The sequence below is a fragment of the Bradyrhizobium sp. ISRA436 genome, assembly GCF_029910015.1.
Lineage (GTDB): Bacteria > Pseudomonadota > Alphaproteobacteria > Rhizobiales > Xanthobacteraceae > Bradyrhizobium.
Map to the genome: position 1 here is coordinate 5,700,948 of NZ_CP094519.1, position 14,462 is coordinate 5,715,409.

Here is a 14,462-nt window from a genome sequence, read left to right on the forward strand (position 1 = left end):
TGGAGATTCCGTACGGTTCACATCAGCCCGGCGGACGCATCAACGGCACCGGGTCAACACCGGGCCATTTCAGCAGCTTGCGTACGGGGCCGGCCAATCCGCATCTTGAACGAAGTCGTCGCAATAGGCTGGTTATAGCCTGTGGTTTGATGACCCGCCGAATGGCTGCCTTGTCGCATGAAAGCTCGTGCGCTTGTGGCCTGGAATGTGCGCCGGATTCGCGTAGATCGCGACATTCCGCAAGAGCGACTGGCTTACGATGCCGGGATTGACCGCTCCTATATGAGCGGTCTGGAACGGCAAAAGGCGAACCCGACGATCGATCTTCTGGACCGCATCGCCGAAACGCTGGACGTACATGTGTCCGAGTTGTTTGTCCAACCACCCAGAGGTACGTCGGCTCCGAAGACCCTGCCAAAAGGCCGCAAGCTAACTCGTCCACGTGGCAAGAAGAGATAGCATGCGTCCCCACCAGCACTCTGGCGCACAGCCCGTGACGGCACTGGGCGCAATTCTGACTTGAATTGAGCGTGGCGTAGGCGCTGCGCAATGAGTTTACCAAACACGTGGTGACCGCAAGCCGCCGCCGCGATCCACCAGACGCAGGCATGCACTCCGTCCGGAGCAGTTGGGGGTGGCCGGCTCGCGCCTCGTCATCATTGTCGATATTACTTCCTGTTTCGGCGCAGGCGCCCTGGTTCGCCTTCCGCGGGGCCGACGCCGTGTTGATGCCGTAAGGGCCTGGAAGGAATCGACTTACGGCGACAAGTCGTCGATCGAGGCAGCTGGTTCGTTTTCGCGCGACCAACCAGCTCCATCGTGCTGGACTTCTCGAGGCCATCCCAACCGACTGGGCCTACGTTCATCAAGCTTAGCGACGTCAGGGCGCAGGCAATTGACGCCACTGTTCGCCGAACAAATACTGGTCTGCTCACTTCGGGGCCGGAGTCCAATTCCCTCCGGGGAACTACGGCCGGAGGTCACCTCATCATGCCCGACGGCTTCCTGGCGCGACTCACGCGCCTAGAGCCAAGACGATCCCAAACTCGAGATTCCGAACTTCGAAATCCCGCGATGGAGCTCTCGATCACGCTGATCGGGACGTTTTCGGTTCATTCCGCTCGACGGATGCACTCGAAGGCAAATCATCGCAACTTTCGATTACATCATTCAAAAACCCGATACGCAGACTGGTCGGTGCACTTGGCGGCAGTTACTGGTCGTCCGGAGATTTGTCGTGAAGCTTCGCAAGTAATCTGGTTTGTCTCTGGTTGCATGCAGGCACGGCTTAGGATCGTCAACTTCCTCTGAACAAAGCCCATGACATCCCGTCCTGCTGTCTTGCGCGATCAAGGCGCTGAGACGACGAGCAGCAAGGGCGAACCGGAATTCGGCAGGTCGGCCGCCGTTGGTGATGACGGCCGGCAGCGCCCGAAGGACGCAACCAATATGCGCCCGACGACCCGATCAAGCCGGCGGGCGGAGCCGCAGGCAGGAGCTTCGACCGCCCGCACGGGCGCAAATATAGTGTTGACCCGAGCGTGGCTGTCTGCGGTCGCGTTGTCGCCGGGATGCGAGGAGGCAGGAACTTTCGCGTCGGTGTGCTCGACGGTGCCTTCAATGTCTTCCTTCCTGCGCGGCTGTCATCACAAATCGCATGTCGGACGCAACGTGATCGAGACCGACACCAAGTTCGCGATGTATCAGCCCGTATCTGTTGTGGCTGTCGTGCCCCGACGCCGCTTCATGGCTTCGCACTTTATGCGCGTTTCTTATGCGCCGCCGTTCGAGGAACACCGTGCCCGCGCAAGCGAAGCCGTCGTGGCCGCCGTGACCTGAAGGATATCCCGATGTCCCCTGCCAAACGCCTGCGCACCCGCATGGCCGAGACCGGCCTTGTTCACATCATGGCCGCCCATAGCCCGCTGTCAGCGATCCTCGCGCAAGAAGCCGGATTTGATGGCGTATGGGCTTCCGGCTTCGAACTGTCGGCACTTTATGGCCTCGCAGACATGAGCCTGATTTCGATGACACAGCATCTCGACATGCTGCGGGCGATCGCCGGGTGTACGACGCTGCCGGTCATCGCCGATATAGATACAGGGTACGGCAATGCCATCAATGTCATCCATGCGATCCGCGAATACGAGCGCGCCGGCGCCAGTGGCGTCGTCATCGAGGACAAGACGTTTCCGAAGGTAACGAGCCTTGTTGCCGGTTGCCGTCAGGAGCTGCTGCGGATTGAGGAGTTCGAAGGGAAGATCGAGGCTGCCATCGCCACGAGACGGGACCCGGACTTTCTTGTCATCGCGCGCACTGAAGCCTTGATTGCCGGCTGCGGCGAAGCAGAGGCCCTGCAGCGGGCGCAAGCCTATATGGAGGCTGGCGCCGACATGATCCTGATCCACTCGAAAAGGAAGGACCCGTTCGAGATCGAAAGCTTTTCCCGCGCCTGGACTGGACCCGTACCGCTCGTGATCGTTCCGAATGCCTATCCCGAGCTCGATGCAGAGCGGGTCAAGGCGCTGCGCAATGTCCGCATGATGATCTATGGCAATTATGGTATCCGGGCCGCTGCAACGGCCATGCAGGAAACCTTCCGCCGAATCATTGCCGACGGCGGGGTCCAGAACGTTCACAAGGACATTCTTGCGGTCGAAGAGATTTTCAGGCTCCAGAGAATGCACGACGTCAGGTCGGCCGAGGCCCGCTTCCTTCGCTGAACCTCTGTTACTAGATCGGCACTATCCTGGACGATACGTGAGCCCGGCCCACCCCTCTCCGGGACAAGCCGGAATAACTGGTTTTGATCTCGCCGCGCGATTTCGCCGGCGAGAACCGCGATCGCATGGCTCACTCGCGACGAGCCTCTCTAAGGTATCTTCGAAAGCAATACCGACAACAATCGAAGTCGCGCACATAACCGTACGAAACGTACGGAGCGCGCCGATTTTGCGCGCGAGATAATGTTGACTATATCCAACATATAGTGTGATGGAGCGTTCGTGTTTGGCGATTGGCCTGCCTGTCACAATTAGCTGATATTTCAGAGGCTATCGGAGCAGAAGATGGCTGCCGAATTCGATGAAGTGCCCCTCAATGCGATCCGGGTGTTCGTGACGATTGCGCGGGAAGGAAGCGTCACGCGCGCGGCCAGCGCATTGGGCACGACACAAAGTTCGGTCAGCCGTTACCTCGCTGTGTTACAGGACTACTTCGGTACAGAACTTGTCGAACGGCGAGGTCGGCGGAGCGAACTGACGGAATTCGGCAGGCTTTTCGCGAACACCGTCGCCGAACCGCTCGATACAGTCTGCTTCACAGCCAGGAGGATGCGACACCGGAACCGGTCGGAGGCCAACCGGATCGTGGTCCGCACGTCACTTTCGACCTTCGCCTACACCTTTCTGATTCCGAATCTCCAGGCGTTTTCTGCGGAGATGGGCGGCGTCATCGTGGACGTGATCAGCTCGCTGTCTCCGCCGACATCTTCCGACAGTTTCGACATCCTGATCAGCCGCGATCTGTCCGTCATTGAGCCGGCCGACGATTGGGAAATCTACAATGAGGCCCTGGTCTGTGTGGGCTCTCCAAATCATGTGGCGGGAAAAACCCTCTCAGTTGTTCGTTCGATGCCAATTCTCAATATCACGTCCCGGCCCGACATACTGCCTACGTGGCTGAGGGCGATGAACCTGACGGCGAAAGACATAAAGTCGGGCGCGCGATACGATCACAACTACCTCGCCCTGCCGGCCGTGATGACGGGAAAGTGCCTTCTGGTCGTCCCTGAGATCATTGTCAGCGACCTGGTACGCGAGGGTGCACTGCATGTGATACCGGGATCGCGAACGCCAAGTGGCATGCAGTATCGGGCTTATGCCGTCGACCGCAGCGACAACCCCGAAATCGCCCGCGCCTTTTGCCGGTGGGTCGCCCGGCTCTGCAAGAAAGCTGCAATTCCGCAAGCCGCCTGACATCGTGTCCGGCGATATCAGACCTGACGGACGGACTGGCCTCGCGTGCAAACAACACAGCAAAAGGCAGCAGAAGAAGCGTCTGTCCAGATGGCAAGTCAAATCGTACGAACCGGTCCACCGCCTCTGGATTCCATTTTGCCGTTTCCAGCAACCTGGCTGAAAAGACGCCGACCGAATACGTGCGATGATGACGATCGCTCGCTTGCTCGCCAGATGTCTTCAAGGTCATGACGTGCAGCCAGACGATTATCCAGGAGTTCAGGACTGTCGTACGTGTGCCGCAGCAACACGTGGTAGCTACCCGCATGAGACGCAGCCCGCCTTGACCAGGCGAATGCTGAGGATCGTGTGTTTTGCAAGCGCGGGTTGGAAGCGCAGCCGGACAGATGTCACGATTTCTGTTGCGCTAAACCTGCTCTTCGCTTTTGATCCATTTAGCCGACGCAACGATCGACTTTTGCGATGGCAACACAAACTGACCCCATTTTCAGGCCCTGCTTATCCCTCACATTTCGGCCAACCGCGCTGCACGAGATCACGATAGCCGTGACGCGCCACCCACCTGGCGCGAGCCAGATGGCTGTCAAAAGCACGGCGCGCGCGATCCGGCTCAATGACGTGATCAATACCAAGCACGATGCGTGTGATTTCGCGCCAATCGGCGTTGTCGGCTTCGGCGTCGAGGAGACGCATATAGGTGACGGCGTGTTGCTCGTCGTACGACGTGAGCTGGGGCACGCTGGGTGCAAGATCAGCGATTTTACGGTCGGGTGGCACTGTCTGAAAATCCTACCAAATGAAAAGCCTTAATCCGAGCAATGGTAGCGGTATTCAGAGCATCTTCGTAGCGATCGATTGTCGCCCTCTGCAGGGATATTTTCCCGCCAAACATCAACTATTGGTTGGCCGCGAAATCTCCCTGCTGCCAATCCCTCGCTGACTTCAATTTGGTTCACTGCGGCTTTCGCCGGGGTAAATCTGGCCGCGGCCGGTATCGCTCGGGCCGCGATCAGCGGAGGACCTTCAGTCCAGCATGCGTCGACTTCGCTCATCTGCACACTGGGCGACGCTACTCTAATACGAGGTCTATAGCCAGTGGTTTGATGACCTGCCAAATGGCTGCTTAAGCGCATGAGAGCTCGTGCGCTTGTGGCCTGGAATGTGCTCCGGATCCGCGGAGAGCGCGGTATTCCGCAAGAGCAACTGGCTTACGATGCCGGCGTTGATCGCTCACATATGAACGGTATCGAGCTGCAGAAGAAGAACCCGACGATTGATCTACTTGAACGTGTTGCCGAAACGCTGGGTGTCCATATGTCTGAATTGTTTGTCGAACCTCCGGAAGGAGCAACGCCTCCCAAGCCTTTGCCTAAAGGTCGGAAAAGGATGCGTTCAAATCGCAGGAAATAGGGCGCTTCAGACGATGCTTTACGGCGCGCGGTCGCAACGGCACTGAACGAACAGTTCCGCTTGGGTCGAACGTCGGCTAAGTCGCAGAATCAGAAGCTTCAGAAAAATTCACGCCAAACTCTTCGAACCTTCGGCTTTACCCAACAAGCGTTATCATCGACCTGGATTTCATCGGCGTACAACCGGTGTGGTAACGAGATGTATTCTGATCAACGATCGCTCCAGTTAGCGCGTGGCAATTGCTCAGGACGCCGGTCAGGCAAGACGTAGTTGCCCGGACATCCTGACGCCAGTCACAACATCGGCGTCGGTTCGCCCAAGAAAGGAAAGTTGCCGGCAAGGTTGAGGCTTCTCGAATTCACCGGCTTCCAGGTCTTCCGAAACAGCCTGCAACTGGTGTATAGAAGACGCGCGTCACTTGCGTCCGAAAGGTACGAACGATTTCAACTCCCTTCTCCGGCGGCATTGTTCCCGTTTCCAGTTCGCGCCATGGGGAAGCAAGCTCAGGACAGAAGTGCTGAGCAAACAGCCACCCGGCATCTACAGGGAGCCCGTATTGCAATGGCGCTCAAGCACATCATCCAGGGATGCGGCCCTGACGGCGCGATGTCGGCAGAGCGAGCGCCGCGGCCTTGGCGCGTGCGGCGGGACGTCGCCAGCCGCGGGCTTGAGCAGAAGCTCGCAAGTATCCATGGGCGCCGCGCATCCATCGACGACCTGCGGTTTCGAGTGAAGAGCGGCGTGGCGCGCTTTGCCGGTTGCGAGTTGAGGCGAGGACGCCCATAAGGATCGACTGCGAAGCCCACGTCTTCCGTCAGGAGGCCCGCCTGACGGCCCCGTTCATCGACGGCTCGCTAGAACGATTGGAGAGCGCTACGCAAGCCTGCGCGATCCCAGGTCTGAGCATATTGACGGCCAACGCATCGACTTCACCGAAGAAGCGAACCTCTCCTACCGGCCGGCGGCCGCAACCGCGACAGCATTTCTCGGCTCGGCGACATCGATTCCGGCAAAAGCTTCTCGGTTATCAGCCACTTCTCGGTTATCAGCCACCGCTCGTCCTCTTGTGATGGGGGATTGGCCCGGACCGCGCAAGCCCCCTCGGACACGCAGTGTAGGGCGAGCCATCTTACGGGCAGAGCCGAACATCCGGTCTTGCGCATTGCCGAAGCGTCAACAGATAAGAATGCTGGCTGGACACTGGTAGGCTTCGTACAAAATGAAGCTCCGCTATTCAGGCGACGGAGTTGAGATGTGTACGTTACGTACAGATCTTTTTGTTTCAACGGTCGCTCCAACCGAACTTTGGTCTCGCTTTGCTTCCACAGCATGATACTGAGACTGCGGCTCGCCATCTCTGAGCTCTCATCCATGCGGGCCGGGGCTACGAGCAGAAATTGCGGCCACATTGTATCAAGGTTCAAAGTACATTCGACGACAAACATCGCCAAACTACATAATAGGTGCTCGCCAGGCTTCGATGACGGCGCATCGCGAACAGCCGGCGAGTTAAGACGATCAAAAATCATCGCTCTTGCGCGGAGCGAGGTAAATAGCTTGGACACCACGGAAGATCAAATTGAGGCGGCGGAGCCACCCGCAAAAGTTAAGTCCGTCGCCGCCACCATTCTTCGCGAGTTCTTCCAGGTTCTGGAGAAGAAGGAAGACCTCAGCGAGGTCGCGCCGAGGCTTCGCAAGGTCGTACAAGATGGCATCCTCCACGAATCCGCCATACGAGCCGCACTGTTTCCTGATGCGCCATGATCCGGATCGATACGATACATATCAAGGAGTTTCGCGGCATCCGTGACCTGACCCTTGAGTTCAAGGGCCAGAACTTCGCTGCATGCGGACCCAATGGGGACCGGCAAGAGCCGCATCGTCGACGCAATCGAGTTCGCTCTGAGCGGCAACATCTCTCGCCTGGCCAGCGCCGGGACCGGGGGGCCTTTCTGTCAGGCCACACGGTCCGCACGTCGACAGTCGCAACAAGCCGGAGGCCGCGTCGGTAACCGTCGACGTCACTCTGCCCGGGCTCGGCAACAAGAAGGCCCGGATCGGCGATCTGTAAAATCGGCAAGCGCGCCCGAAATCACGCCTGCCGACAAGGATGTCATCGCGACGTTCGAGAGCATCAATCTCCACCCCGAATTCGTGCTCTCACGCCGCGAACTCATCCGCTATGTTCTCTCCGAACCCGGGCAACGAGCGAAGGAAGTCCAGTCGCTTCTGCGTCTGGACGAAATCGAGAAGCTCCGCGGCGTCCTGCAGAAGATCGCAAACGCCTGCACCAAAGAGCTTTCTGGCCTTGAACGAGCAGAAAGGGACGCAATCACGAATCTCCTGGCAGCGCTCGACACGGCCCAGCTCACGAGGAAATCGGTCCTCGACGCGGTCAATCCACAGCGCGAACTTCTCGGGCTGGCCCCTCTGCCCGAGCTCGATGCCAACACGTCGCTGAAGGATGGGCTGACCGCAACAGCCCCCAGCGGATCGGCCCGTGTGCCGAAGACACAAGCCACTGCCGACCTTGCCACGCTGAGGCAAGCACTCCAGGCGCTCGAGGCCGACGCGTTCAAGCAGGCCTGCTCGACCGCCGATTCCACTGCGGCCGAACTCAGCAAGGATGCCCACAGCCTCACCAGCCTGTCGCACGAAGCGCTTCTAAAGTCGGCGCTGGACCTCTACGATGGAACGGCCTGCCCCGTCTGCGACACGCCATTCGAGCCCGATGTCTTCAAGGGTCATCTCGCCGCAAGGCTCGCCCACCTCGACGACGTAAGCAAGCGCCGGACCGCGCTCGAAGTGAAGCTGAACCCCATCCTAGACCGTCTTCATGCCGCCGGCACCGCTGAACATGGTGATCGATTATGCGAGCCTGCTATCGCCTACGGTCGACGCCTCCGAACTGACGGAACTCAGGACCGTTCTACGCGTCCGATACGAGTAGCTTCAAAAGCTTTTGCCGCTCGAAAACGCGCGCGTCCGATTCTCGCGGCCGCCCACATCGTTAGAGCCAATCGCCAGTCGGCTCTCGCCGAGGCGGGTTTGCGTCTTGCTTTCGGCCGGACGGTTGCCGGAAGCCGCTCCGCGAATATCCGACGCGGTCATTACGGATTCGCGCGTCAAAGCCTTCGCGCGTGAGGCCGCATTTCAACAACCCTACCGTGCTATGACAGATCAGGCAAGCGTCGCACGTAATGGCGGTGGACGGCGAACCTGGCTGGCAACTGCAACAGGGTCAGGCGAGACCGCAGACTTCGGCCGAGCCACGAGCGCCACCCTGTCGACCTTGGGGAGGATCTGAACGATCGAAAGCTCGGGGGACACTAGTGAGGGGAAGGCTTGGAGCAAGGCGAATCATCAGCATCGACTGCAATTCTGACTTTGCGCCTTTATTCGCACTGTGCGTGATTCTGCATCCTGCACCAAATATGCGGAAGAACCCCTGACTGTCGCCGAAGTCTCACCCTGATAGCCGCCGGCCGGATCACTCCGCATTAAAGTCGACTATTGAGTGAACGTATATGGACCACGGGCACTCTCGTACTTATTCCAGAGTTGGTAGGGGACCTGCTTTTTCATTTGCTATACACTTCACCGCAGTTCGACGGCCTGTTCGAGACCAGAGAGCACAATTCATGGCTGCGCATTCGTGCCGGGAGTCTGCGATGAAGCTTGCCGCGTTCACCGCGAACTCCACCGACGCCGGACGACGAGATCGCGCCGACTTTCAAGCACAAAATGGTCGCAAATCCGTCCTGAGCTTCGGCGCGGATTGCGGGCGGCAATGCCACAAGTGCAGTCGCATCATCGCTGAGGAGAACATTGCCAGCATTGGATCCCAATATTGCGGCGCTCGAGGTCTGCGAAATTCAAAGGTACAATGAACTCGCTCGTCGAAGAGCGATATCTTCTCGAGCCAAGATGCTCACCTTCGTCCACCCAGCGACTTTGAACGACGGCTGTCATGAAACCGCTTCTAGTGCAAAGGGAGCAAACGATCTGCCCCTTACATTGGACATAGCGTGAGACACGACAGCCCTTCCCAGGTACGCTCGCTCATTATGACTATCACTCGGGTGCAATTAACGTCTCAAGTGCCATCCAATCACCCAAAAAAAGAGAACGACTACGATGCACCGTTCACTTGAGCGCGTGGACTCTTCCTTTTGAGTGATAAAAAAGTTTGGCGTCGCAGTCGTAACCATGACGTGGTGCATTTGGCGGAGATCGCATATGTTGGCGCAACGGATAGCCTTGTTCAAATCGACAGAAACCCCTCGGCCTGGACTGTGACCAAGGCAGCTGGAGCGAGCGCCGAGCAAATCATCGACTTGACCGCTGAAGAGATCCGGAGTGACATCGCGCCGATGGTGCGCGAGGGTACGATCATTGCGATTAATCGCAATATCAACCGCAACACCGAGACAGCCGAGCCGACTGAGCTGCGCCGTGCATTGGCTCGGAAGGTATCCGCCGAGACCGATCAAGATTGGTCGGCGGACGAAATCGCCGTGACGGGCGGCCAAACCGGCCCTTTTCAACGTGGCCATGGTTCTTCTAAATCCCGGGGACGAAGTGCTCATCCCCGCCCCACATTGGACGGCTTTCCCGGTGCAGCCCCTCCTGGCCGGCGGCACGCCGATCTTCGTCGAGACCCGCGACAACAACTTTCAGCCCAAGCTTGCAGATCTGGCCGCGGCCGCTACATCAAAGACTAAAGCGATCGTCGTCAACACGCCGAACAATCCGACTGGCATGATCTACAACCGCGATACTCTTGCTGACATTGCCCAGCTTGCCATCGACCGGGATCTCTGGATCGTCTTCGATGATTGCTACGGGGCTTTCGCCCATGCCCCTCATACCCATCATCCGATCGTCTCGGTTGTTCCTCGGGTACGCGCTCGTACTTTGATCGTCAATTCGTTTTCCAAATCACTGGCCCTGACCGGCTGGCGGATTGGCTATCTCGCCGGCCCCGAGGCTGTTATCAGCGCGGTCAAGGCACTACAAAGTCATACAACCTACAATACGAACGCCATTGCGCAGCATGCGCTGCTCCATCACTTGGAATCCGGCGATGCCGCCTTCCAACAAAAACTACAGCGCCATGTTGGCGACGCGCGAACGCTCGGGCTGTCGATCCTATCAACGTTGAGGTCGATCCCCCAACCTGCCGCTCAAGGCGGATTTCACCTCTATCTCGATCTCAGCAGCTTGCAGCGGCGCGCCAGGGGCCTTGGCCCCGAATTCAACGCTGATGACGTCGGTAATGCGTTGTTGATGGACGCTGGTGTCGCGACAGTTTCGGGCACAGCCTTTGGCGACCCAGCCGGGGTCCGTCTTTCCTACGTGTCGACCCCGAGCTGCTCCGCAAGGCGCTGCAGCGTCTGGCCGTCACTTTGAACACGTGGAACTGAATGGGTCAGCCTGAACCCGGTTCTCTCCGTCGGCAGGTCGCAATTATCGACTCACTCAGTCGTCCCGCAGCTCTCATCGGAATACCAACACAGTTGCGCGAGTATCGTCGCTCCTCCTTCGGGTAGACGTCGGCTCAGCCTTGCGGAACATGCTGGGCAGAAACTCCCGCTTTCCTGCGGCCTCCAGGCGGAAGGTCATCGAGCTCGCGGACGATCGCCAAAAAGGTGGCAGGATCCGCACTCCGTTTAAAGACATCGGCGTAAATCGGCATCGAGCGGTTCCAGATGAATTGGAACGCCACGACGAGTGATTTGCGACCTTGAGATAGCCTTGCACGATTTACGACAACGTCAATCGCTAGAACCGCAACGGTTCCTGGTTCACGATGCTCGAGGCTTGAACAACGAGGCCATCGGGCCGAATTCATTACGTTAAAGTCCGCTGAGCGAAGCGCCCACCGACCAATGCGGGGATGACCGCCCGCGCGACCTCCTCCACAGTCAGGCGAAACCGACGGCCTCCCGCATGGCCCTGCGCAGGCCTCGCTGTCCTCGACGTATGCATCAGGCGCGCGTCAACCGGCACGAAGTCGGACAAACAGCCGATGCAGTGTCGCGCAACGCTGGCTCCAGTGCTCGTAGAAGGCGATGCGACGCGCCGGCTTGTCGAGGTCGGCGGAGGGCGCAACGTTGCTGCCCATGTCTCATGATTTTCAAGATCAACTATTTGACGAATATGCAAAGCGAGAGTGATCTGTCCTTCCTTCCAGAATTGGTAGGAGAACTTCTTCTCCATTTGATGCATTTTCGCCATCGAGATAGGTCCTCGGTTCAAGACTAAGGCGCCACTATCTATAGGCAACGGCGAACCAAAAACTATCGAGACAACTATAGATCGCGCTAGAGCTGTCCGCTGGCTCAATGGAGAGCTGCCATCAAGAATCTCATCGAGATTGGGTTCCACGCTCATGAACCACCACTACAACCGAGCCGACCTCGTCGTGGAGAAAGAGCCCTCAGGGGTCTTGCCCGCGCCGGCGGTTTGCCCACATGGCATCACGCCGTCTTGTGGGCCGCCCAACCTCTGGTTCGGAGTGCTTCGTGACAATCAGTCGCATCGTTAAAGAAGATATCGAGCATATCCATGCGGGCTTGCCGCGAGCACGCTTCGCAGAAGCAACCATCCTGGTCACAGGCTGCGCAGGCTTCCTTGGATACTACTTCCTCCAGTATTTCACGCGAAAAGCATTTGAGCTCGACTTGAAGCGAGTCATCGCACTCGACACCTTTCTGCTCCATCGGCCGCACTGGCTCACTGATCTGACTGCGGAGTTTCCGAATGTGCTCGAGACACGCACGTTCAACATCGCCTCGGATGACCTTCGATCAGTCGACGGCGCTCACGCAGCGGACCACGTAATCCATTTAGCTTCGATCGCTTCGCCGACGTTCTATCGGCGGTATCCGGTCGAGACTATCGATGCCAACATTTGGGGACTGCGGCGGCTACTCGAATTCTATCGAGATTCGAATCGGCTCAAAGGTCTGTTGTTCTTTTCGAGCAGCGAAATCTATGGCGATCCAACGGAAACGGCAATCCCGACTGACGAAGAATATAGGGGCAATGTCGCGTGCTTTGGCCCTCGGGCCTGTTATGACGAATCGAAGCGTTTTGGCGAGATGATGTGCTACGTCTTCTCCAAGGCGTATGGCATGCCCATCACTGTCGCCCGTCCCTTCAATAATTATGGGCCCGGCATGCGCATCGACGATTGTCGACTACCGGCCGATTTCGCGCGATGCGTGATCGATCAGCGCGACATCGTCATTCTTTCCGACGGCAGCCCTACGCGCACTTTTTGCTATATATCCGATGCCATCAGAGGCTATCTCCTCTGCCTCCTGCATGGGAAGTACGATTACTTCAACATCGGGATCGACAGGCCGGAGATCTCCGTCCACGGACTTGCCGAGATATATCAGCAGGCTGCGCTCGATCTTTTCGGGCTCCGCAGCACGGTCGTCTTCGAGAGGAGTTCCGACGCAGAGTATCTTGTCGACAATCCAAACCGGCGCTGCCCCGTGATCAAGAAGGCGAGGGACATTCTCGGGTACGCTCCTAAGGTCCTCGTAAATGAGGGCGTGCGCCGCTACCTGTCTTTTCTACGCGACGAGTTTGCGGCGTGATGCGCATCACGGTTGTCGGCTCCGGTTATGTGGGCCTCGTCTCGGGCGTGTGCCTCGCGGCTAGGGGACACGACGTGACGTGCGTCGATCTGCGGAAGGACGTCGTCGCGCGGCTTAACGTCGCCGTCCCGCATATCTATGAGCGTGGCCTCGCTGAACTTCTTAAGTCAGTCCTAGCGTCGGCCCGCTTTAGGGCCACCACCGACCTTCACGCGGCGATCGAGACGGCGGAAATCGCCTTGGTCGCCGTCGGCACGCCGTCCGAGAACGGCGCGATCGACCTCGGTGCCGTCCGGCAGTGCGTTCGCCAGATTGGCTCTTGTCTCGCGACCACTCCTCATCACCTGTCACTCATCGTAAAGAGCACCGTCATTCCGGGCACAACGGATACACTAGTGCGGGAAGAGCTTGAGCATTCGTCCGGGAAGAAATTCGGGGCATTCGGCTTGGGTATGAACCCGGAATTCCTTCGCGAAGGAGAGGCGATCGAGGATTTCATGGGGCCCGATCGCATCGTGCTCGGTCACGAGGACGAGAGGACGCTGGCGCGGCTTGAGGAACTCTATGCTCCGTGGAATTGCGACAAAGTACGGGTGAACACCCGCACGGCCGAAATGATCAAATACGCCAACAACGCAATTCTCACAACCCAGATCTCCATGGTGAACGAGATCGCAAATCTCTGCGCTGCGGTGGGAGGCATCGACGTGCTCGACGTCATGCACGGCGTTCATCTCGACAAACGCTGGTCGCCGATCACTCGCTTGGGCCGCCTCGCGCCAGAGATCCTGACCTATCTCATCCCGGGCTGCGGGTTCGGCGGGTCGTGCTTTTCCAAGGACGTACAGGCGCTGCGCGCCCAGGGCGAGAGCCTGGGCCTCCCGATGAACATGCTGAATGCCGTGCTCGACGTGAACGTCGCTCAGCCGGGCCAGGTCGTCTCTGCGCTCGAGCAGAAGCTCGGAGTTTTGTCTGGCCGACGAACCCTCGTTCTCGGCCTCTCCTTCAAACCGAACACCGACGACGTCCGCGAATCCGCTTCTATTAAGATCGTTCGCGATCTTCTGGGAGCCGAAGCGGATGTCAGATGTTACGACCCGCTCGCAACGGAGAACTTCAAGCTCGCCATCGGTATCGCTGCAGACCGCATTCAATTCTCATCTGATTGGCGGCGCGAGGTCGAGTGGGCTGAGATCGTCATCATCGTGAATCGAGCGCAGGAATACTGCGAGCTCGCCTCATTGCGTGTCGCCGGCAAGACGGTGTTTGACGCTCGTCGACTGATCGACCCAGCCGCTGTACCCTCGGCGGACTACCTCTCCATTGGGCGCCGCCTGAGCTGAGATCACGCCATGATCTTCGAACCTACCCTCTACCGAGAGCTTTCCTCGTCAGCGTCGAGCGTCGCGGCGGCAATCGCGGCATTTTGCCCGCGTCTTCGCCGACGAGTTTGGTGCCT

The 14,462-nt window shown here is 58.5% G+C and carries 13 protein-coding genes; 11 read left to right on the top strand and 2 right to left on the bottom strand.

Going from position 1 to position 14,462, the window contains the following annotated elements; translation table 11 throughout:
- Window positions 1–177: 177 nt before the first annotated feature.
- From MTX23_RS26640 to MTX23_RS26655, 4 genes are all read left to right on the top strand, one after another.
- The gene (locus MTX23_RS26640; protein WP_280973172.1) at window positions 178–459 is read left to right on the top strand and encodes a helix-turn-helix transcriptional regulator; all 282 of its coding nucleotides are present in this window, start codon (window positions 178–180) and stop codon (window positions 457–459) included.
- A 1,161-nt stretch (window positions 460–1,620) separates the two neighbouring features.
- The gene (locus MTX23_RS26645) at window positions 1,621–1,839 is read left to right on the top strand and encodes a hypothetical protein (RefSeq protein ID WP_280973173.1); all 219 of its coding nucleotides are present in this window, start codon (window positions 1,621–1,623) and stop codon (window positions 1,837–1,839) included.
- Window positions 1,840–1,850: 11 nt separating this feature from the next.
- A complete protein-coding gene (locus MTX23_RS26650) occupies window positions 1,851–2,723 on the top strand; it encodes an isocitrate lyase/phosphoenolpyruvate mutase family protein (protein WP_348637580.1) in 873 nt (290 codons plus the stop codon).
- A gap of 345 nt (window positions 2,724–3,068) precedes the next feature.
- On the top strand, window positions 3,069–3,977 hold the full coding sequence (locus tag MTX23_RS26655) for a LysR family transcriptional regulator (RefSeq protein ID WP_280973175.1): 909 nt from the start codon (window positions 3,069–3,071) through the stop codon (window positions 3,975–3,977).
- 501 nt (window positions 3,978–4,478) lie between these two features.
- On the opposite strand, the gene MTX23_RS26660 is transcribed toward MTX23_RS26655, so the two are convergent.
- Entirely contained in the window at window positions 4,479–4,757 is a 279-nt protein-coding gene (locus tag MTX23_RS26660; protein ID WP_280973176.1) for a DUF2285 domain-containing protein, read from the bottom strand.
- A 354-nt stretch (window positions 4,758–5,111) separates the two neighbouring features.
- Between MTX23_RS26660 and MTX23_RS26665 the strand changes: the two genes are divergently transcribed.
- The 5 genes from MTX23_RS26665 (at window position 5,112) to MTX23_RS26685 (ending at window position 10,802) form a co-directional block, all read left to right on the top strand.
- The gene (locus tag MTX23_RS26665; protein ID WP_280973177.1) at window positions 5,112–5,390 is read left to right on the top strand and encodes a helix-turn-helix transcriptional regulator; all 279 of its coding nucleotides are present in this window, start codon (window positions 5,112–5,114) and stop codon (window positions 5,388–5,390) included.
- A gap of 1,557 nt (window positions 5,391–6,947) precedes the next feature.
- Entirely contained in the window at window positions 6,948–7,154 is a 207-nt protein-coding gene (locus MTX23_RS26670) for a hypothetical protein (protein ID WP_280973178.1), read from the top strand.
- 93 nt (window positions 7,155–7,247) lie between these two features.
- The gene (locus tag MTX23_RS26675; RefSeq protein ID WP_280973179.1) at window positions 7,248–8,534 is read left to right on the top strand and encodes an ATP-binding protein; all 1,287 of its coding nucleotides are present in this window, start codon (window positions 7,248–7,250) and stop codon (window positions 8,532–8,534) included.
- Between the two features lie 527 nt (window positions 8,535–9,061).
- Complete coding sequence (locus tag MTX23_RS26680; protein WP_280973180.1) at window positions 9,062–9,280, top strand: hypothetical protein; 219 nt, start codon at window positions 9,062–9,064, stop codon at window positions 9,278–9,280.
- 664 nt (window positions 9,281–9,944) lie between these two features.
- Window positions 9,945–10,802 (top strand): aminotransferase class I/II-fold pyridoxal phosphate-dependent enzyme, encoded by an 858-nt coding sequence (locus tag MTX23_RS26685; RefSeq protein WP_280990735.1) that lies wholly within the window; start codon window positions 9,945–9,947, stop codon window positions 10,800–10,802.
- Between the two features lie 589 nt (window positions 10,803–11,391).
- On the opposite strand, the gene MTX23_RS26690 is transcribed toward MTX23_RS26685, so the two are convergent.
- Window positions 11,392–11,517 (bottom strand): hypothetical protein, encoded by a 126-nt coding sequence (locus tag MTX23_RS26690; RefSeq protein WP_280973181.1) that lies wholly within the window; start codon window positions 11,515–11,517, stop codon window positions 11,392–11,394.
- 400 nt (window positions 11,518–11,917) lie between these two features.
- Here MTX23_RS26690 and MTX23_RS26695 point away from each other — a divergent pair, with 400 nt between their 5' ends.
- Window positions 11,918–13,003: an NAD-dependent epimerase/dehydratase family protein gene (locus tag MTX23_RS26695; RefSeq protein WP_280973183.1), complete on the top strand. Its 1,086-nt coding sequence runs from the start codon at window positions 11,918–11,920 to the stop codon at window positions 13,001–13,003.
- On the top strand, window positions 13,003–14,346 hold the full coding sequence (locus MTX23_RS26700; RefSeq protein WP_280973184.1) for a UDP-glucose/GDP-mannose dehydrogenase family protein: 1,344 nt from the start codon (window positions 13,003–13,005) through the stop codon (window positions 14,344–14,346). Before MTX23_RS26695 ends, MTX23_RS26700 begins: the two co-directional genes overlap by 1 nt.
- The last annotated feature ends 116 nt before the right edge of the window (window positions 14,347–14,462 follow it).